At 60.9% G+C, this 17,738-nt stretch carries 22 protein-coding genes; 12 read left to right on the forward strand and 10 right to left on the reverse strand.

Going from position 1 to position 17,738, the window contains the following annotated elements; translation table 11 throughout:
• Positions 1-56: 56 nt before the first annotated feature.
• Positions 57-1,034, forward strand: coding sequence for a L,D-transpeptidase family protein (locus tag ACMGG8_RS13265; RefSeq protein WP_060840426.1), 978 nt, complete (start codon positions 57-59; stop codon positions 1,032-1,034).
• A 127-nt stretch (positions 1,035-1,161) separates the two neighbouring features.
• On the opposite strand, the gene oprI is transcribed toward ACMGG8_RS13265, so the two are convergent.
• The gene (gene oprI / locus ACMGG8_RS13270) at positions 1,162-1,413 is read right to left on the reverse strand and encodes an outer membrane lipoprotei OprI (RefSeq protein WP_003448337.1); all 252 of its coding nucleotides are present in this window, start codon (positions 1,411-1,413) and stop codon (positions 1,162-1,164) included.
• Between the two features lie 644 nt (positions 1,414-2,057).
• Between oprI and ACMGG8_RS13275 the strand changes: the two genes are divergently transcribed.
• The gene (locus ACMGG8_RS13275; RefSeq protein ID WP_011062548.1) at positions 2,058-2,339 is read left to right on the forward strand and encodes a GNAT family N-acetyltransferase; all 282 of its coding nucleotides are present in this window, start codon (positions 2,058-2,060) and stop codon (positions 2,337-2,339) included.
• A 60-nt stretch (positions 2,340-2,399) separates the two neighbouring features.
• Here ACMGG8_RS13275 and ACMGG8_RS13280 read toward each other — a convergent pair whose 3' ends face one another.
• Entirely contained in the window at positions 2,400-3,476 is a 1,077-nt protein-coding gene (locus ACMGG8_RS13280) for a 3-deoxy-7-phosphoheptulonate synthase (protein WP_016967428.1), read from the reverse strand.
• 140 nt (positions 3,477-3,616) lie between these two features.
• Positions 3,617-4,051 (reverse strand): PilZ domain-containing protein, encoded by a 435-nt coding sequence (locus ACMGG8_RS13285; RefSeq protein WP_060840425.1) that lies wholly within the window; start codon positions 4,049-4,051, stop codon positions 3,617-3,619.
• On the opposite strand from ACMGG8_RS13285, the gene ACMGG8_RS13290 reads away from it, so the two are divergent.
• The 5 genes from ACMGG8_RS13290 (at position 4,050) to cysB (ending at position 8,005) form a co-directional block, all read left to right on the forward strand.
• Positions 4,050-4,436, forward strand: coding sequence for a thioredoxin family protein (locus ACMGG8_RS13290; RefSeq protein ID WP_414159690.1), 387 nt, complete (start codon positions 4,050-4,052; stop codon positions 4,434-4,436). The genes ACMGG8_RS13285 and ACMGG8_RS13290 overlap by 2 nt on opposite strands.
• Positions 4,436-5,392 carry a putative 2-dehydropantoate 2-reductase gene (locus tag ACMGG8_RS13295; protein ID WP_414159691.1) on the forward strand — a complete coding sequence of 319 codons (957 nt, stop codon included), beginning with the start codon at positions 4,436-4,438 and terminating at the stop codon, positions 5,390-5,392. The genes ACMGG8_RS13290 and ACMGG8_RS13295 overlap by 1 nt, the downstream gene beginning before the upstream one ends.
• Before the next feature lie 25 nt (positions 5,393-5,417).
• Positions 5,418-6,323, forward strand: coding sequence for a 5'-nucleotidase (locus ACMGG8_RS13300; protein ID WP_060840422.1), 906 nt, complete (start codon positions 5,418-5,420; stop codon positions 6,321-6,323).
• A 95-nt stretch (positions 6,324-6,418) separates the two neighbouring features.
• Entirely contained in the window at positions 6,419-6,919 is a 501-nt protein-coding gene (locus ACMGG8_RS13305) for a universal stress protein (protein ID WP_060840421.1), read from the forward strand.
• Positions 6,920-7,030: 111 nt separating this feature from the next.
• Positions 7,031-8,005, forward strand: coding sequence for an HTH-type transcriptional regulator CysB (cysB, locus tag ACMGG8_RS13310; RefSeq protein WP_011062541.1), 975 nt, complete (start codon positions 7,031-7,033; stop codon positions 8,003-8,005).
• A 2-nt stretch (positions 8,006-8,007) separates the two neighbouring features.
• On the opposite strand, the gene ACMGG8_RS13315 is transcribed toward cysB, so the two are convergent.
• On the reverse strand, positions 8,008-8,490 hold the full coding sequence (locus ACMGG8_RS13315; RefSeq protein ID WP_060840420.1) for a GreA/GreB family elongation factor: 483 nt from the start codon (positions 8,488-8,490) through the stop codon (positions 8,008-8,010).
• 2 nt (positions 8,491-8,492) lie between these two features.
• A complete protein-coding gene (locus ACMGG8_RS13320; protein ID WP_060844285.1) occupies positions 8,493-8,888 on the reverse strand; it encodes a hypothetical protein in 396 nt (131 codons plus the stop codon).
• Positions 8,889-9,012: 124 nt separating this feature from the next.
• Between ACMGG8_RS13320 and earP the strand changes: the two genes are divergently transcribed.
• Both earP and ACMGG8_RS13330 read left to right on the forward strand, forming a co-directional pair.
• The gene (earP, locus tag ACMGG8_RS13325; RefSeq protein ID WP_414159692.1) at positions 9,013-10,146 is read left to right on the forward strand and encodes an elongation factor P maturation arginine rhamnosyltransferase EarP; all 1,134 of its coding nucleotides are present in this window, start codon (positions 9,013-9,015) and stop codon (positions 10,144-10,146) included.
• Between the two features lie 48 nt (positions 10,147-10,194).
• Positions 10,195-10,767, forward strand: coding sequence for an elongation factor P (locus ACMGG8_RS13330; protein WP_007931398.1), 573 nt, complete (start codon positions 10,195-10,197; stop codon positions 10,765-10,767).
• Between the two features lie 70 nt (positions 10,768-10,837).
• Here ACMGG8_RS13330 and ACMGG8_RS13335 read toward each other — a convergent pair whose 3' ends face one another.
• From ACMGG8_RS13335 to ACMGG8_RS13345, 3 genes are all read right to left on the reverse strand, one after another.
• Complete coding sequence (locus tag ACMGG8_RS13335; RefSeq protein ID WP_060840417.1) at positions 10,838-11,257, reverse strand: organic hydroperoxide resistance protein; 420 nt, start codon at positions 11,255-11,257, stop codon at positions 10,838-10,840.
• A 217-nt stretch (positions 11,258-11,474) separates the two neighbouring features.
• Positions 11,475-11,936 carry a MarR family winged helix-turn-helix transcriptional regulator gene (locus tag ACMGG8_RS13340; RefSeq protein ID WP_060841991.1) on the reverse strand — a complete coding sequence of 154 codons (462 nt, stop codon included), beginning with the start codon at positions 11,934-11,936 and terminating at the stop codon, positions 11,475-11,477.
• 76 nt (positions 11,937-12,012) lie between these two features.
• Positions 12,013-12,963, reverse strand: a complete 951-nt coding sequence (locus ACMGG8_RS13345) for a LysR family transcriptional regulator (protein WP_414159693.1) — start codon at positions 12,961-12,963, stop codon at positions 12,013-12,015.
• A 105-nt stretch (positions 12,964-13,068) separates the two neighbouring features.
• On the opposite strand from ACMGG8_RS13345, the gene ACMGG8_RS13350 reads away from it, so the two are divergent.
• Positions 13,069-13,818 (forward strand): sulfite exporter TauE/SafE family protein, encoded by a 750-nt coding sequence (locus ACMGG8_RS13350; RefSeq protein ID WP_414159694.1) that lies wholly within the window; start codon positions 13,069-13,071, stop codon positions 13,816-13,818.
• Here the strand turns inward: ACMGG8_RS13350 and ACMGG8_RS13355 are convergent.
• Complete coding sequence (locus ACMGG8_RS13355) at positions 13,808-14,662, reverse strand: LysR substrate-binding domain-containing protein (protein WP_060840414.1); 855 nt, start codon at positions 14,660-14,662, stop codon at positions 13,808-13,810. The two genes, ACMGG8_RS13350 and ACMGG8_RS13355, sit on opposite strands and share 11 nt — an antisense overlap.
• Before the next feature lie 97 nt (positions 14,663-14,759).
• Between ACMGG8_RS13355 and ACMGG8_RS13360 the strand changes: the two genes are divergently transcribed.
• Positions 14,760-14,981, forward strand: coding sequence for a DUF1127 domain-containing protein (locus tag ACMGG8_RS13360; protein WP_414159936.1), 222 nt, complete (start codon positions 14,760-14,762; stop codon positions 14,979-14,981).
• Positions 14,982-15,047: 66 nt separating this feature from the next.
• A complete protein-coding gene (locus ACMGG8_RS13365) occupies positions 15,048-16,262 on the forward strand; it encodes a winged helix-turn-helix domain-containing protein (protein WP_414159695.1) in 1,215 nt (404 codons plus the stop codon).
• Positions 16,263-16,330: 68 nt separating this feature from the next.
• Here the strand turns inward: ACMGG8_RS13365 and ACMGG8_RS13370 are convergent, their stop codons facing one another.
• Entirely contained in the window at positions 16,331-17,677 is a 1,347-nt protein-coding gene (locus ACMGG8_RS13370; RefSeq protein WP_414159696.1) for a class II 3-deoxy-7-phosphoheptulonate synthase, read from the reverse strand.
• Positions 17,678-17,738: the final 61 nt, after the last annotated feature.

Below are 17,738 nucleotides of genomic sequence, written 5' to 3' on the forward strand. Positions count from 1 at the left end.
GCGGGGGTGTACAATCGCGTTTCTATCACTCGTTGTTCATGCGAAGGATTATCCGGATGTTGCCGCGCCTCCCTGCCGTCACCCGCTGCCTGACACTTGCCGCATTGTGTGTGGCCGGTCCCGTTGCAGCATTGGAATTGCCTCTACCGCCGCCCGGTGAAGATATCGTCGGCCAGGTGCAGGTGATCAAGGCCAAGTACGAAGACACCTTTGCCGATCTGGGTACCGCCTACGACCTGGGCTACCTGGAAATGGTGGCGGCCAACCCGGGGGTCGATCCCTGGTTGCCGGGAGCCGGCACCGAGGTGGTCCTGCCGACTCGCTTTGTCCTGCCTCCCGGGCCTCGTGAAGGCATTGTGATCAACCTGGCGGAGTATCGCCTGTACTACTTTCCCAAAGGGCGGAATGTGGTTTACACCTTCCCCCTGGGCATTGGGCGTGAGGGCTGGGGGTCGCCGATCGCGCACACCAGCATCACCGCGAAGACTCCGAATCCGACCTGGACGCCACCGGCGTCGATCCGGGCAGAACACGCTGCCGACGGTGACCCGTTGCCAAGCGTCGTACCTGCCGGGCCGGACAACCCATTGGGACCATTCAAGTTCACCTTGGGCACCCCCGGCTACCTGATTCACGGTTCCAACAAGAAGTTTGGCATTGGCATGCGCACCAGCCATGGCTGTTTCCGCATGCTCAACAACAACGTGCTGGAGATGGCTGGCATGGTTCCGGTCGGAACTTCGGTGCGCATCATCAACGAGCCGTACAAGTTCGGCGTCAGTGGCGGAAAAGTCTATCTGGAGGCGCACACGCCATTGGATGACAAGGGCAATCCTTCAGTGGTCGATAAACACACTGCGGTGATCAATGCCTTGCTCAAGCGCGAAGATCTTGCCAATAACCTGCGTATGAACTGGGACGTGGTGCGTGATGTAGTGGCCGCCGAAGACGGGCTGCCAGTGGAGATCGCGGTACCGACGACCGCAGCGCCTGCGGCATCGACGTCCAACCTGTCCTACGATCTGCAGCAGTAAGCGCTGCAACAGAAACCCGCCGATGTCGACTGGCAGCGGCGGGTTTTTTATTGCCGGTGAAAAACTCCGGGCAATAAAAAAGCCGATCCAAAAAATGGATCGGCTTGATAACAATCCCGAGGGACTATTACTTGCGGCTAGCTTTTTCCAGCATACGCAGAGCGCGCTCGTTAGCTTCGTCAGCAGTCTGTTGTGCTTTTTGAGCAGCAGCCAGAGCTTCATCAGCTTTACGGTAGGCTTCGTCTGCACGAGCCTGAGCACGAGCGGCTGCATCTTCAGTAGCAGTCAGACGAGCTTCGGTTTCTTTGGATACGCTGCTGCAACCGGTAGCCAGAACTGCGGCCAGAGCCAGAGCAGAGAATTTCAGAACGTTGTTCATCGTGTTCCCCTTCAAGGACTTTCTATTAGTAGCTATCCCCCCAGAGTGGGGAAATAACCGGCGTACATACTACCCATTACTTGTAGTAAGTAAACTGACGTAGCGCAAGAAGCAAAAAAAATTCTAGGTGGTGATTCTTTTTCGAGCAACTTTTTGGGCGGTTGTATAAAAAATATTCAATCGCAAGGCTCTGCCAGAGGGTGCTGCTCGTTTGCCAGCATTGCTCACGGACTTTTCCGATCACTGTTTCGGAGTCTAGGCTAAAGTCGTTCTATATTGCGTGACCGACACTTTTCTTCAGATTCCGCGCAGCCTTGGCCTATCTTTATCCATCTCGCCGGTGACTTTAAGAAGCGCTGTTCGTCTTAAGTTCCAGCATCCGGCGATGTATAGCCTCAACCCATGCATGCGCTTAACCGGGCAGTGGTTCCTGTAAGGCCCGATTGGAGTATTTGCGCTGATCTGTGACGAGTGTGGCTTGAGCATTTGCGCCAAGGGCGCCTACTATTTTGTAACGTGCTCGCGATGCAAGAGCGGTAGCTTCTACTCGGCGTCCGACTGGCACGAGGTGGCGTAAGTTGTTCCTTCGCCGGAAAAACATCGGTAAGGTAGGGGTCAGCATTCCAGACCCGCAAGGAGTAGTGATGAGCGAGGCGTTGTCCATCCACCATGACCAGGCTGGTCATCAGTTCGAGACCAATGTGGACGGTCATCGTGCCTACCTGACCTATATGGACCTGGGTAAGCAAACCCTGGATATCTACCGCACCTTCGTGCCCAATGCGTTGCGTGGGCGCGGTATTGCCGCGGCGCTGACCGAGCAGGCACTGGAGTACGCCGAACGTATGGGCTACACAGTGATTCCTTCCTGCTCCTATGTAGAACGCTACATGGAACGCCATCAGCGTCACGCCGCGAAGCTCTGATCGGGGCGACCATGAAAAACGCCGGGCTTGGCCCGGCGTTTTTGTGTCTGGCGAAGGTGATCAGCTGCGATCGCGTTTCGGCAGTACATCCTTGAGCTTGGCGTGCATGCTGCGCAGGGTTTTCTCGGTGCTTTCCCAATCGATGCAGGCATCGGTAATCGACACCCCGTACTGCAGGTCCGACAAGTCTTTTGGAATGGCCTGGCAACCCCAGTTCAGATGACTTTCCACCATCAGGCCGATGATCGACTGATTGCCTTCGAGGATCTGGTTGGCGACGTTCTCCATGACCAGTGGTTGCAGCGCCGGATCCTTGTTGGAGTTGGCGTGGCTGCAATCGATCATGATGTTCGGCTTGATCTTGGCCTTGCTCAGGGCCTGTTCGCAGACCGCGACACTGACCGAGTCATAATTGGGCTTGCCATTGCCGCCACGCAATACTACGTGGCCGTAGGCGTTGCCTTTGGTGGTGACGATCGACACGCCGCCCTGTGGGTTGATCCCCAGGAAGCGGTGGGGACTGGAAACCGATTGCAGGGCGTTGATCGCTACCGTCAGGCCGCCGTCGGTGCCGTTCTTGAAGCCCACGGCAGAGGACAGGCCGGAAGCCATCTCGCGGTGGGTCTGGGATTCCGTGGTGCGGGCACCGATGGCCGACCAACTGATCAGGTCCTGCAGGTATTGCGGGGAGATGGGGTCCAGAGCTTCAGTGGCAGTGGGCAGACCCATTTCCGCGAGGTCCAGCAGCAACTGGCGACCAATATGCAGACCGTCCTGAATCTTGAACGAGTCGTCCAGGTACGGGTCGTTGATCAGGCCTTTCCAGCCAACAGTGGTCCGCGGTTTCTCGAAGTAAACGCGCATCACCAGATACAGGGTGTCGGAAACTTCCGCCGCCAGGGCCTTGAGTCGCTCGGCGTACTCGTGGGCTGCCTTGATGTCGTGGATCGAGCAGGGCCCGATGACGATGAACAACCGATGGTCAGTGCCGTCGAGGATGTTGCGGATCACTTCGCGACCCTTGGTCACGGTTCGCAAGGCGGTGTCGCTCAGCGGGATGTCTCGTTTGAGTTGATCAGGGGTGATCAGGGTCTCGTTGGAGGCGACGTTTAGGTCGTTGATCGGTAAATCAGCCATCGTGTTACTCGTCAGGTCACGGGTGCCGGCCGCCAGCGATCCCCGCGCGGCGGAGCACAGCGGATTTGAGCGCGTCGGGGAGCGGAACCTTAGCGCGTTAGCCGGTGACTCTACAATGGGCAAGGGGCGGTTTTATTGGGCTAAGGCTGCACAAAAGCCTGGTGTACGCGGTCTTGCGAATAGTCTTCTGCATGCCGTTCGACCCAATCCAGAGCCAGGGCTTCGATGCATTGCTGTTCGCTTAGCGGTTCATGCAGGCGGCAGTAGCGGGCGATCTGGCACACCTGCTCGCCCATGCGAGCGCTGAACAGGGTTTGCTCATCGACGAAGGCGATACCCACCAGATAGCCGCGCTTGCGTTTCAGGCACCAGGCAACATAACCGTTGTAGCGTGCGTTTTCCCCCAGCGAGGGCATGTGCACTTCCAGCGCGGTGCCGTGGCGCCAGGCGCGGTGGTAATTGCACGCCATGCCACCGAGGCTGATAGTGTGCAACCGCTGGCGCGAAATGCAGGCGTACTTGCGCAGGGTCAGTTCAACCGGAACATCATCAGGATGAGGCAGAAAACGTCCCATGACCGCAGACTCCGAGTGTCGTCCATTTGACATTATTTCCCCCAGTATAGTGATCGAATTGGAACTGACCGACTTCGATATCGACCAGCAATTACTGAGCCTTGATGGCGTTTCCCTGGTGGTTTTCACCTCCCCCGGTTGCTCCGGTTGTCGCTGGGCACGATCACAGCTGCCCGGGATGGGACTGCCGGTCGCGCGCCTGTGCTGGGTCGATGCGGGCGACAACGGTGGGGCAGTGGAGCGCTATCAAGTGTTTCACCTGCCGGCGCTGTTCGTGGTGCGCGACGGTGAGTTTTATGGATCCTTAGAATCGCGGCTGACGCCCAATGCGCTCATTGCGGGCCTGCGTCAGGCGCTCAATCGAATGCTAGAGGAGTTGCCTTGATGGGTGCAGACCGTAAGCCGCGTATAGGCATTATCGGAACCGGAGCGATCGGAGGTTTTTACGGGGTGATGCTGGCGCGGGCCGGTTTCGACGTGCATTTTCTGCTGCGCAGCGAGTTCTCCGCGGTGGTGGAGCAGGGACTGCGGGTCAATAGCGCCCAGCATGGGGTGTTGAGCCTGAAGCCGGTGCAGGCATACGCCAGTGCCGAAGAGATGCCACCTTGTGACTGGCTGCTGGTGGGCGCCAAGACCACCAACAATCTCCAGTTGGCGCCGGCGATCATCCAGGCGGCGGCGCCTGGGGCCAAGGTGCTGTTGCTGCAAAACGGGCTGGACGTGGAGGACGCCTTGCGTGCCGAGCTCCCCGACACGCTGCATCTATTAGGCGGCTTGTGCTTTATCTGCGTGCATCGCGCGGGCCCCGGCCAGATCGAACACCAGGCTCTGGGGGCGGTGAACCTGGGTTACCACAGTGGTCCGTCCAGTGCCGATCCGGCCCTGAGCCAGGCGCTGGTCGAGGAGGGGGCGGCGTTGTTTCGTGCTGCCGGGCTCGACTCCCAGGCCATGAACAATCTGCATCAGGCGCGCTGGCAGAAGCTGGTGTGGAATGTGCCGTACAACGGCCTGTCGGTGCTGCTCAAGGCCAGCACCACGCCGCTTATGGCCGACCCGGCCAGTCGCGAGCTGATTCAGGACCTGATGCAGGAAGTCTTGCAGGGGGCTGCGGCTTGCGGTCATGTGATCCCTGAGGCTTATGCACAGCAACTGTTCAGGTCCACTGAGCACATGCCCGATTATTGGCCGAGCATGTACCACGATTTCCTGCATCAGCGCCCTCTGGAGTTGGCGGCTATTTATGCTGCACCTTTGGCAGCGGCACGGGCCGCGGGTTGCGAGTTGCCGAAAATCCGGGCGTTGTACCAGAGCCTGTGTTTTATCGACCGGCACCATGTTTGAGCTTATGACCTGAAGGGGGCGCGGTATGGCAAAGGGACTGGATGGCAAACTGGTGGTGGCAATCTCTTCGCGCGCTTTGTTCGACCTGAGCGAAAGCCATAAGGTCTATCTGGCCCAGGGCGTCGAAGCCTATCGGCAATATCAGATCGAGCACGAGGACGAGATTCTTGAGCCAGGCGATGCCTTTCCATTGGTGAAGAAACTCCTGAGCCTGAATGCCAGCCTGGGCCGGGCGCGGGTCGAAGTGGTGCTGGTGTCGCGCAACAGTGCCGACACCGGCCTGCGGGTGTTCAACTCGATTGAACATTACGGCCTGGGTATCTCCCGTGCGGCATTTGTGGGGGGGCGCAGTCCCTATCCCTACCTGGCAGCCTTCGGCAGCGATCTGTTTCTCTCCACTCATGCCGACGATGTCCGCAGCGCACTGGAGGCCGGATTCGCCGCTGCAACGATCCTTTCCGGTGGGGCCCGACGCGCTGCCAATGGCGAACTGCGCATCGCCTTCGATGGCGATGCGGTGCTGTTTTCCGACGACTCGGAACGGGTCTACCAGGCCGCAGGTCTGGAAGCGTTTCAGGCCAGTGAGCGGCAGTCGGCGCGTGAGCCTCTGCCCGGAGGACCTTTCAAGGGGTTTCTGGCGGCGCTGAATCTGCTTCAGGGCGAGTTTGCCGACGACGCCTGCCCGGTCCGCACGGCCCTGGTCACCGCCCGCTCGGCACCGGCCCATGAGCGGGTCATTCGCACCTTGCGCGAGTGGAACATCCGTCTCGACGAGTCCCTGTTCCTGGGCGGCCTGGAGAAAGCGGCCTTTCTCGAAGCCTTCGCCGCCGATGTTTTTTTCGACGACCAGGCCGGTCATTGCGAGTCCGCTCGCGAGGTGGTCGCTACCGGTCATGTGCCTCATGGCATCAGCAACGAAGCCAGGACTTGAGCCCGAAACCTGGTGGTTTTGCCTCCAGCCTCCCACAGTTCCTGGCACTGCTAAGCTGAATCCATCTCCGCCATCTTGGCAGTTGAGGAGGTCATATGATTCGTTCGATGCTGTATGCCACGGACCTCGGTCTGTACGCTCCCTTTGTCATGCAGCATGCCCTGGAGCTGGCTCGAACGTTCAATGCCGACTTACATGTAGTGCACGCTGTGGAGCCCATGGGATTGTTCGCCGAATCGGTGTTGCAGAGCTATCTGGACGAGCAGTCGCTGAACGAGTTTCATCGCCAGGGCCTGAGCACCGTGATGGCCAATATCGAACAGCGGGTACTGGACAGTTTTCGCGAGGAGCTGGGTGAAGGCATGCACGACCTGAGCTTGATCCAGTCGGTGCGGGTGCTTCAGGGGGATCCGTCCCAAGTGATTCTGGAGCAGGCGGGGAAACTCTCGGTGGATTTGCTGATCGTAGGAAGTCACAGCCACGGGGTCGGTGCGCAAACTCCTCTGGGGCGCACCGCATCACGGGTTTTGCAGTTGTCCAAAGTGCCGGTTTACCTGGTGCCGCTGGTCCAGCGTCGACGGCAGGGGGATGCCTGAGGGCGGAATGGAAAAATCTGAATAAAAGTTCTAGATTTATTCTCCTGACCATTAATATAGTTATATACCGTCGCTGATACCCGTGGCGTCTACCTGCTTTGAGGGATTCATATGAAGCTTCAACAATTGCGCTACATCTGGGAAGTGGCGCACCACGACCTCAACGTTTCAGCCACCGCGCAAAGCCTTTACACCTCGCAACCGGGTATCAGCAAGCAGATCCGTCTGCTCGAGGACGAGCTCGGGGTCGAGGTCTTCGCCCGCAGTGGCAAGCATCTGACGCGGGTGACCCCGGCCGGCGAGCGGATCATCACTACCGCTGGCGAGATCTTGCGCAAGGTCGAAAGCATCAAGCAGATCGCCCAGGAGTTCTCCAACGAGAAGAAAGGCACCTTGTCGATTGCCACCACTCACACCCAGGCGCGTTACGCCTTGCCTCCGGTGATCAGCAGCTTCATCAAGCAATACCCGGATGTGGCCCTGCACATGCACCAGGGCTCACCGATGCAGATCGCCGAAATGGCCGCCGACGGCACCGTGGATTTCGCCATCGCTACCGAGGCCTTGGAGTTGTTTGGCGATCTGGTGATGATGCCGTGCTACCGCTGGAACCGTTGCGTGGTGGTGCCACAGGGCCACCCGCTGACCAAGTTGCCGAAACTGACTCTGGAAACCCTGGCCGAGTACCCGATCGTCACTTACGTGTTCGGTTTCACCGGCCGCTCCAAGCTCGACGAAGCCTTCAGTCATCGCGGCCTGACGCCAAAGGTGGTGTTCACCGCCGCCGACGCCGACGTGATCAAGACCTATGTGCGCCTTGGGCTGGGCGTGGGCATCGTGGCCAAGATGGCCGTCGACACCAAGCTCGACAGCGACCTGGTGGTCCTGGATGCCAGTGAGCTGTTCGAGTCGAGCATCACCAAGATCGGTTTCCGTCGCGGCACCTTCCTGCGCGGTTTCATGTGCGACTTCATCGAGAAGTTCGCTCCGCACCTGACTCGCGAAGTCATGGCCAAGGCCATTGCCTGCCACAACAAGCAGGAACTGGAAGAACTGTTCGACGGCGTCGAACTGCCGGTTCACTGATCCTAGCGGACCTCGGTGACAGTGAAGTGTTGCCGAGTCCCCGCCACCACGATTTCCACCTCATCCTCCTCGAACTTGCCCAACAGGCTTTTGCCCAGCGGGGAGCGCGGGGTGATGACGGTTACCAGCTGTCCGACCACCTGGACTTTCAAGCCCGCTCCATCCGGACCGAGAAACAGCCATTGTTCGCGGCCATTTTCATCCTCAAGTCCCAACAGCGTGCCGACCTGGATCCCTGACTGCGCGTCGTAGGGACGCAGGCCAAGGTTTTGCCAGAGGCTCAATGCCTGGCGGATCTCCTCGACCCGGCGAGCCTGTCCGGCTGCCAGGTAGGACGCCTCAAGTCCCAGCGTGTCGTACTTGTTCTCGGCGATGTTCTCTTCATGGGTGGCGGTTTCGTAGGCGGTTTGTGCGGCCCGTACCGCGACCTCCAGGTCGTCCCGGAGCTGTTGCAGAATCAGTTGGCAGACAGACTGTTTATTCATGATCAATTACAGAATTGCAGGACATTGGCCCGGCTCTTGTCACTGGGTGCGGTCTGGTCCTGCTGCAACCAGAACTGGCATTTGGGGTTGGACAGGTTGCGCGGATTGCTGCGAGCGTTATCCAGGGATTGCAGTTCTTCGTTCTTGCGCAGGTTTTCCTGATATTGCTCGAACATCCGATTGGGCGGCTCCGGCGCCACTACCGGCGGCTTCGCCAATTGCTGTACGGCTTGCGCCACAGGGGCCAGTTGCTGGCTGAAGAGAAAGTGCGAACCCAGCCAGCAAGTCAGGGCAATCGCCAGAAAACCCAGCCACAAGCCCAGGGCAATGCTGCCGCTGAGCGCCAGGGCATTGAAGCTGATGCGCAAGGGGCGACGAGCGGGCGGGCGATAGGACATGGTTGCCTCCTGGCGGGCGGTAGTGGGCGAGGGCTGATTGTCGCACGAAGATTAATCGAGGTTGGCTCTTCTGCGCAGGAGCATTTATGCGGACAATCGGCGCCTTTGCCAATCGGGGACTGGAATGAAAGCCTCCTGGGACATTTTTTGCAGCGTCGTCGACAACTACGGCGACATCGGCGTGACCTGGCGTCTGGCCCGGCAGTTGGTGGCCGAGCATCAATGCGCGGTGCGCTTGTGGGTCGATGATCTGCGGGCCTTTGAAAGGATTTGCCCGGAAATTGACACCCAGCGGCAGCGCCAGGAACAGGATGGGGTCGAGGTGCGGCACTGGTCGGCCCAGTGGCAGGCTGAGGCGGCCGCGGATGTGGTGATTGCCGCGTTCGCCTGCCAGTTGCCCCACGCCTATATGGAGGCCATGGCTGATCGCGAGCGGGCGCCCCTGTGGCTGAACCTGGATTACCTGAGTGCGGAAGACTGGGTCAGTGGCTGTCACGGCCTGCCGTCAGTGAAGTTTCGTGGCGTACAGAAGTACTTTTTCTTCCCCGGATTCCAGCCTGGTACGGGCGGTTTGCTGCGCGAAGCCGGGTTGCTTGAGCGCCGCCGGCATTTTCAGGCCGATCGCCAGGCCCAGCAGGAGTTTCTGCAGGGCCTGGGAGTGACTCCCGCCGCCGATAGCCGCTTGATGTCGCTGTTTGCCTACGAAAACGCCGGCCTTGGCAGTTGGCTGGAAGCGTTGGCCGCCGATGCGCGACCGACTCATTTGCTGGTGCCTGAAGGACGTATTCTGGGCGACGTGCAGCGCTGGCTGGGAGTGGAACCTCTGACGGTCGGCAGTCTGCAGGTACGTCAGTCGCTGACGGTCCAGGTCTTGCCCTTTGTGCGCCAGGAAGATTACGACCGTTTGCTGTGGTGCTGCGCCTTCAACGCGGTGCGCGGGGAGGATTCCTTCGTGCGCGCACAATGGGCCGGGCGGCCGATGCTCTGGCATATCTATCGCCAGGACGAAGATATTCACCTGGACAAGCTCGAGGCCTTTCTTGCCCTGTACACCCGGGCACTTTCCCCGGGCGCCAAGGCGGCGGTACTGGCCCTGTGGCAGGCCTGGAATACCGAGGCCGCGATGGCCGAACCCTGGAAAAACCTGCTGCAACACTGGCCGGAAGTCGCCGCACATGCCGAGCAATGGTGTCTGGAACAAGGCTTGCAGGCCGATCTTGCTGCGGCGCTGGTGCAGTTTTACCTAAATTGGATATGATACGCGGCCTAGATTTTTGTAAATCCCATCCAAATTCGGATATTCGCAATGAAAACTGGTAAAGAACTCAAACCCGGTACCGTGATCCGTATCGACAACGATCCTTGGCTGGTTCAGAAAGCTGAATTCACCAAGTCCGGTCGTAACAGCGCGATCATGAAGACCAAGCTGAAGAACCTGCTGACCGGTTACAAGACCGAAACCGTTTACGGTGCGGACGACAAGCTGGACGACGTGATCCTGGATCGCAAAGAAGCGACCCTGTCGTTCATCAGCGGTGACACCTACACGTTCATGGACACCACCGACTACACCATGTACGAGCTGAACGCCGAAGACATCGAAGCGGTTCTGCCGTTCATCGAAGAAGGCATGACCGACGTTTGCGAAGCCGTGTTCTTCGAAGACCGTCTGGTTTCCGTTGACCTGCCGACCACCATCGTGCGTCAGGTTGACTACACCGAAGGTTCCGCTCGCGGCGACACTTCGGGCAAGGTGATGAAGCCTGCCAAACTGAAAAACGGTACCGAGCTGAGCGTTGCGGACTTCATCGAGATCGGTGACATGATCGAGATCGATACCCGCGAAGGCGGTTCCTACAAGGGCCGCGCCAAGGTTTGATCCTGGCTCGACCTTGTACATGAAAAAGCCCGACTTCGAGTCGGGCTTTTTTATGCCTGGCGTTTGCCCTTCAGACGCTAACGTGCAAGCGCACATCGACGTTGCCGCGGGTGGCGTTGGAGTAGGGGCAGACCTGATGCGCCGCGTCCACCAGGCTTTGCGCTTCATCCTGGGCCAGGCCGGGCAGGCGCACATGCAGATCGATATCCAGGCCAAAGCCGCCAGGGATCTGACCGATGCCGACATGGGCGGTGATCGACGCGTCGTCCGGAATCTTGCGCTTGCTCTGGCTGGCCACGAACTTCAGTGCGCCGATGAAGCAGGCGGAATAGCCGGCGGCGAACAACTGTTCCGGGTTGGTGGCCTGCCCACCGGCACCGCCCAGCTCCTTAGGAGTGGCCAGTTTGACGTCGAGGATATTGTCACTGGAGACGGCGCGACCATCACGGCCACCCGTGGCGGTTGCAACAGCGGTGTAGAGAGTTTGCATGGCGAGAGCCTCGTATCGATTGTTTTTGCGCTAATAGTTTGCGCGCCAAGTAAGTGCGAAATAAATGTACTGCGCCAATATTTAGTGCGCAAGATAATTTTTCAGAGAACACCGCAAAAAGCCCATCAATTCGCGCCAAGCAGTTGATTTTAAAAAAGATATATTTTCATTGCGAAAACCAGCTCCCGCCGCTGAGAGCTGGTTGATCCATGCCGCCTCAAAGGCTGTCTTGCAAATGCCCCCGCAGTACCTGCAACTCCTCCTGCAACCGGCGCAACTGCTCCACCGTGCGGCCGCTGGCGCCGAGGATGCACTGGGGGATTTCCCGGGCCTGATCCTTGAGGGCGCGACCCTGCTCGGTCAGTTGCACAATCACCACCCGCTCATCTTCCCGGCTGCGGGTCCGGCTCAGCAGGCCCTCGGCTTCCAGGCGCTTGAGCAGTGGCGTCAGTGAGCCCGGATCGGTCAGCAACCGCTGGCTGATCTCGCCCACGGTCAGTCCGTCGCGCTCCCAGAGCACCAGCATGGCCAGGTACTGCGGGTAGGTCAGACCCAGTCGCTGCAGCAATGGCTTGTAGACCTTGGTCATCAGCAGCGATGTGGAGTGCAGGGCGAAACATACCTGGTTATCCAGCAGCAGCTGTTCGCAAGTGTCCGCGGTAGAGGGTTGGGTGGTCATGAGGCTGGCCTTGATCATTAATGGTCCTGAATCTAGCGGGCGAGTCTTTAATGCGCCAGATAATTTTCCCCCAGGCCTAGCCCATGGCGCTTTGCAGCGCCAGGTCCCAGGGTGGAATCGGGCTGAAACGGCTCTTCAGGTATTCCAGGAGCAAGCGGCTGCGGGCATTGGGATGCTGTTCCATGCGCAAGGCGTAGATGCCGGCGGTTTCCGGCTTGGGCAGGCCGCCGTCGCAGAACAGCGGCACCAGTTCCCCCCGCAGCAGGTATTCGCTCACCAGCCAGGTCGGCAGGTGCGCAATCCCCAGGCCGGCCAGGGCCCCGGAAAGCAGCGCTTCGGCATTGTTGGCACTGAGGCGGATGCGCTGGGGGCGATGGCTCTGCACCTGGCCATAAAGCTCGAAACGCCAGGCAAACAGCGGCGCCAGCCCGTCCCAGTCCAGGCCATCGTGCTGGCTGAGTTCGGCGGGATGGGTCGGGATGCCGCGGTTTTTCAGGTAGGACGGGCTGGCGCAGGCGATGCGCACGATGCTGGCCAGGGACGTGGCGACCATTCGCGTATCCACCCGCTGGCCTGCGCGCAGGACCAGATCGACCTTGCCCAGATGCGAGCCCTGCATGTCGACGAAGCTGTCGATCAGGTGCAACTGCACGTCCAGCCCCGGATAGAGCGCCAGGAAGTCGGCAATGGCCGGTGCCAGATGGCGGCGACCGAAGGCGGCCGGGGCATCGATGCGGATCAGGCCTTCCGGGGCGTGGCTCAAGGACACCGCTTCGGCGCGAGCCAGTTGCAGTTCAGCGACGATGCGCCGAGCCCGTTCGGCGAAGGCCAGGCCCGCCGCAGTAGCGACTACCGCGTGGGTGGTGCGCATGAACAGTGGGGTGCCCACGGCATTTTCCAGGCTGTCGATGCGCCGAGCCACGGCGGAAGGGGTCAGGGGATGACGGCGGGCCGCGGCGGAAAAGCTCCCGGCTTCCAGCACATCGAGAAACAGCCCCAGTTGTTCGGTGAGGATATTGGGATTCATGATCAGGTCGCTTATGCGAAAACGGCACAGCCATTGTGCGTTGCTGTGCGTTTCCGAGCCAGGGCCGACTGCGTAGCATGCAGCTCTCGGGTGAGGAGAGACGCTTTGATCGAGTTAGTGATGTATCTGTTGTTGGGCGCAGCCCTGGGCACGGTGGGCGGTCTGTTCGGGATCGGTGGCGGTTTGATCGCCATTCCGGTGCTGGGGGTCATGTTCGGCCTGGACCAGCAGATTGCCCAGGGCACCGCGCTGGTGATGGTGGTGCCCAATGTGATGCTGGCGCTGTGGCGTTATCACCAGCGCAACCGCATCGAACTGCGCCATGCCCTGCCGCTGGCGCTGATGGGCTTTTGTTTCGCCTGGCTCGGCTCGATCTGTGCGGTGGGCATTGACGCGCAGAAGATGCGTATCGGCTTTGTCGCCTTTCTCCTGGTGCTGTCGGCCTACAACCTGCTGCGCATGTTCATGAGCAGCGCGCCGGCCAGCACGCAGATGCGTTATTCCTGGCCTTGGCTGGGGGTTCTGGGCGCCGCTTCCGGGGCCATGGGCGGTTTGTTCGGCGTGGGCGGTGCGGTAGTGGCCACGCCAGTATTGACCAGCATCTTCGGCACCACCCAGGTGGTGGCGCAGGGACTGTCCCTGGCCCTGGCGCTGCCGAGCACCGGGGTGACCCTGGTGACCTACGGCTTGCATCATCAGGTGGACTGGATGATCGGCCTGCCGTTGGCGGCCGGCGGTCTGTTGAGCATCAGTTGGGGGGTGAAGGTGGCTCATGCCTTGCCCGAGCGCCTGTTGCGTGGGTTGTTCTGCGGTTTCCTGGTGGTGTGTGCCGTGATGCTGGCCTTCAAAGTTTGAAGCCTTCGACGATGTGCTCTGCCAGGCACTCGGTGATCGGGGAGGGATTGTTGAGGTTGCGCACCAGCATGATGCTGGCTTCCGGCAGTTGCGGCAGCCCCTGTGCCTCGCCAAGGATGCGCATGTCCGGGGTGATCAGGCTTTCCAATTGGGCGGTGACCGCCAGCCCGGCGCTGACCACCGCCATGATCGCCGACAGGCTGGAACTGTTGTAGGCAATGCGGTAGTCCAGGCCCGCAGCGTCCAGAGCGTTGCAGGCCCAGAGCCGGCAGAAGCAGTCGCTGTTGAACATTGCCAGGGGCAGAGGTGTTTGCTCGTGGGGATTGAAGCACTGGGCCACGGCCCAGACGAAGCGCTCCTTGCGTAGCAGTTGGCCGATCTCGCTGCCCGGCTCGCGGGTGACGATGGACAGGTCCAGGTCCTGGCGTTGCAACAGCTGTTTGCTCGACTCGCAATGCACCTCGATCTGGATCAGCGGGTAGCTTTGGGCAAAGCGCGACAGAATCCCCGGCAGAAAGCGCATCACATAGTCATCCGGGGTGCCGATGCGTACCAGGCCCACCATGTGCGGCTCGCGCAGGGTGTTGAACACCTCGCTATGCAGTTTCAGGATGCGTCGGGCGTAGCCCAGCAGCACCTGGCCCTCGGCGGTGAGCTTGACCTGGCGCCCGTCGCGCTGGAACAGCTGGCGCTGCAGCACGTCTTCCTCCAGGCGCTTCATCTGCATGCTCACCGCGGATTGAGTGCGATTGACCCGCTCGCCGGCCCGGGTAAAACCGCCTTCATCGGCGATGGCGACGAAGGTGCGCAGAACTTCGGTGTCGATGCTGGGGAACTGGGACATTGCATCAAATCCTGAGATGTATGGCATAAGAAACATTCGTTGGATTGATCTTAAGCCCCGGCAGACACTGTCGTCATCCCCACTGGAGGGCAAGATGATGAAAGGTCAAAAGGGTTATGTGCTGGTCCACAAGCTGTCATTTCAGGCGCTGGCCTTCAGCGGCCTGTGGCGTCGGGTCTTGCGCTGGTATGAGCTTGGGCGCGAGCGCCGGATGCTGGCCGGGCTGAGCGATGAGGCGTTGAAGGACCTGGGGCTCACGCGGGTCGATGTCGAGCATGAGCGGGTCCGCCCGTTCTGGGACGACCCAATGCATAAATAGCGGCAAGGGTGCTACACAAGCCGGTTCCCGGTGCGCTAGCGTGCGGGCAGACAAGGAGACTCCCCCATGCCCGCAGAATGTTCTTTCTCACTCAAACAAGCTCGCCGATTGGCCCTGGCCGCCCAGGGGTTCGGCGGGCGCCGGCCGCCGGCAACGATCAAGGCCGCGGGGCTCAATCGACAGATCGAGCGCCTGGGCCTGCTGCAGATCGATTCGGTCAATGCCCTGGTACGGGCGCATTACCTGCCGCTGTTCTCCCGCCTGGGCAGTTATCCACAGGCGCTGCTCGACCAGGCCGCCTGGAGTCAGGGCCGGCAACGCACCTTGTTCGAATACTGGGGGCATGAGGCGTCGTTGCTGCCCATGTCCATGTACCCGTTGCTGCGCTGGCGGATGCAGCGGGCGCGGCAAGGGCAGGGCATCTATTCGCAGCTGGCGCGTTTTGGCCAGGAGCGCCTGGTCACGGTCCGTCGGGTTCTGGCGGCGGTCCAAGAGCAGGGCGCGCTGGGTGCCGGCAGCCTTTCCACCCGTGAGGAGCGCGCCGGGCCCTGGTGGGATTGGAGCGATGAAAAGCACGCCCTGGAGTGGTTGTTCGCCGCCGGTGAAGTGACGGTGGCCGGGCGTCGTGGCTTCGAGCGGCTCTACGATTTGCCGGAGCGGGTGCTGCCGGCGGCCATTCTCCAGCAGTCGCCGCTGGACGAAGCCCAGGCCCAGCGCGGCTTGCTGGTGCACGCGGCCAGGGCCCTGGGCGTGGCCACGGAGAAGGACCTGCGAGACTACTTTCGCCTGGATCCCGGCGACAGCCGTGCGCGGCTGGCGGAGTTGCTGGAGTCCGGCGAGTTGTTGAGCTGCGAAGTGCAGGGCTGGCGCCAGCCGGCCTACTGTCTGCCGCAGGTCAGGGTGCCGCGCCAGGTCGACGCCAGTGCGTTGCTCTCACCGTTCGATTCGCTGATCTGGGAGCGCAGTCGCACCGAGCGGCTGTTCGACTTCCGCTATCGGCTGGAGATCTACACGCCAAGGCACAAGCGGGTCTATGGCTATTACGTGCTGCCGTTCCTGCACAACGAGCGGATTGTCGCCCGCATCGACCTGCGGGCGGAGCGAGCCCAAGGCTGCCTGGCGGTGCATGCGGTGCATGAGGAGGCGCCAGGCCTGGACGAGGAGGGGGTGGTGGCGTTGGCCGGGCAGCTACGGCAGATGGCCACTTGGCTGGGGCTGGAGCAGATTCAGCTCAATTGCCGACGTGACGGCGCACGCCGTCTGCGTGAGGTCATGGCGTGATGAGCTTCGCGGGCAAGCCCGCTCCTACGCTGCCCTTGTAGGAGCGGGCTTGCCCGCGAAAGCGCTTCTCAACGCTTGACCTGCTTGAGCGTCTCGGCGATCAGGAAGGCCAGTTCCAGGGACTGGTCGGCGTTCATCCGCGGGTCGCAATGGGTGTGATAGCGGTCCGACAGGCCGTCTTCGGTGATCGGGCGGGCGCCGCCGATGCACTCGGTGACGTTCTGTCCGGTCATCTCGATATGGATGCCGCCGGCATAGCTGCCTTCGGCCTGATGCACCTGGAAGAACTCTTTGACCTCGCTCAGGATCTGCGCGAAATCCCGGGTCTTGTAGCCGCTGCTGGCCTTGATGGTGTTGCCGTGCATCGGGTCCGAGCTCCAGAGCACTTGCTTGCCTTCGCGCTCGACCGCGCGGATCAGCTGTGGCAGGTGATCGCCGACTTTGTGGGCACCCATGCGCACGATCAGGTTGAGCCGGCCTGGATCGTTGCTCGGGTTGAGGATATCGATCAGGCGGATCAGTTCCTCGGTGTTCATGCTCGGGCCGACCTTGACCCCGACCGGGTTGTTCACCCCGCGCAGGAACTCGACGTGGGCACCGTCGAGCTGGCGGGTGCGGTCGCCGATCCACAGCATGTGGGCCGAGCAGTCGTAGTAGTCGTTGGTCAGGCTGTCGCGACGGACGAAGGCTTCCTCGTAATTGAGCAGCAGCGCTTCGTGGGCGGTGAAGAAGCTGGTTTCGCGCAGTTGCGGCGAGCCGTCCATGCCGCAGGCGCGCATGAAGGCCAGGGTTTCATCGAGGCGGTCCGCCAGCTGGCTGTACTTCGCGGCCAGGGCCGAGTTGGCGATGAAATCCAGGTTCCACTTGTGCACCTGATGCAGGTCGGCAAACCCGCCCTGGGCAAAGGCCCGCAGCAGGTTCAGGGTGGCGGTGGCCTGGTGATAGGACTGCAGCAGGCGGTCCGGGTCCGGTACCCGGCTTTTCTCATCGAAACCGATGCCGTTGACGATGTCGCCGCGATAGGCCGGCAAGGTCACGCCATTGATGGTTTCGTCGTTGGCCGAGCGCGGTTTGGCGAATTGCCCGGCCATGCGCCCGATCTTGACCACTGGGCAGCCGGCGGCAAAGGTCATGACAATGGCCATCTGCAGCAGCACCTTGAAGGTGTCGCGGATCTTCGCCGCGGAGAATTCGGCAAAGCTTTCGGCGCAGTCGCCGCCCTGTAGCAGGAAGGCGCGACCCTGGGTAACTTCGGCGAACTGGCGGCGCAACTCCCGGGCTTCACCGGCAAACACCAGCGGTGGATAACTGGCCAGGGTCTGCTCGACCTGCAGCAGACGTGCGGCGTCGGGGTACTGGGGTTGTTGCTGGATCGGCAGGGCGCGCCAGCTGTCGGGGCTCCAGGGTTGGCTCATCGCGGACTCGAGTACTTTACAGTGGGAGGGGTATGTTAGCAGCAAATTAGTGCGTGACCTG

The sequence above is a fragment of the Pseudomonas sp. BNK-45 genome (genome assembly GCF_047456255.1).
GTDB lineage: Bacteria > Pseudomonadota > Gammaproteobacteria > Pseudomonadales > Pseudomonadaceae > Aquipseudomonas.